Below are 777 nucleotides of genomic sequence, written 5' to 3' on the forward strand. Positions count from 1 at the left end.
TGACCGAACAGCTCTGACTCCGCCAGGCTCTCGGTGAGTGCCCCGCAATTGACCGCCAGAAATGGCTGCCGGCTGCGGGCGCTATGATGATGCAGATAGCGCGCCATCACCTCTTTGCCGGTGCCGGTTTCACCGATGATCAGTACCGTTGCATCGGTAGGCGCGAGCTGATCCAGTACGCTTTTAAAGGCGCGCGATGCGGGATCAATTAACTCAGGGCTGGATATCTGCATCTTGTTTACCGGATTAACAGGAAAGCCATGACCATACCGCGTGGCAGTGGCGGAAACGAGGGGGCGAAACGAGCCGGGTTGTTGCCATTGCAGCAGTCTGCAGCTTTATCTGCCGCAAATGCAGCAGGATAGCGCAATTCCTGTTTGCTATAAGCAATTGAATTTTAATGATAAAAAAACAAAATACACACTGGCACACATTCTGCAAATAGCGATATAACCAAAGCGTTAGTCCCTATGTAATAAATTAAAATATCGTTATAAAGGAATCTGCTAATGAGCCATGCGACAAAGGAAAATCTTAACCTTTTCTGGTTTCTGCCCACCCACGGTGATGGGCGCTATCTGGGCACCACAGAAGGCGGCAGAGCGGTTGATTTACCCTATTTACAGCAGATTGCGCTGGCGGCAGATAATCTGGGCTACTACGGTGTATTAATCCCGACCGGTAAAAGCTGCGAGGATTCATGGCTGGTTGCCTCGGCCCTGGCGCCGGTCACCAAAACGCTGCGCTATTTAGTGGCGGTTCGCCCTGGTCTGCAAC

At 51.6% G+C, this 777-nt stretch carries 2 protein-coding genes; one reads left to right on the forward strand and one right to left on the reverse strand.

What is annotated here, in order from left to right:
* The coding region (locus NP77_RS22575; RefSeq protein ID WP_039662040.1) for a sigma 54-interacting transcriptional regulator at positions 1-233 on the reverse strand (233 nt) is incomplete at its 3' end.
* 276 nt (positions 234-509) lie between these two features.
* Between NP77_RS22575 and NP77_RS22580 the strand changes: the two genes are divergently transcribed.
* A partial coding sequence (locus NP77_RS22580) for an LLM class flavin-dependent oxidoreductase (RefSeq protein ID WP_039662042.1) occupies positions 510-777 on the forward strand: 268 nt, incomplete at its 3' end.

The sequence above is a fragment of the Pantoea sp. MBLJ3 genome, from assembly GCF_000816655.1.
Classification (GTDB): Bacteria; Pseudomonadota; Gammaproteobacteria; order Enterobacterales; family Enterobacteriaceae; genus Pantoea; species Pantoea eucalypti.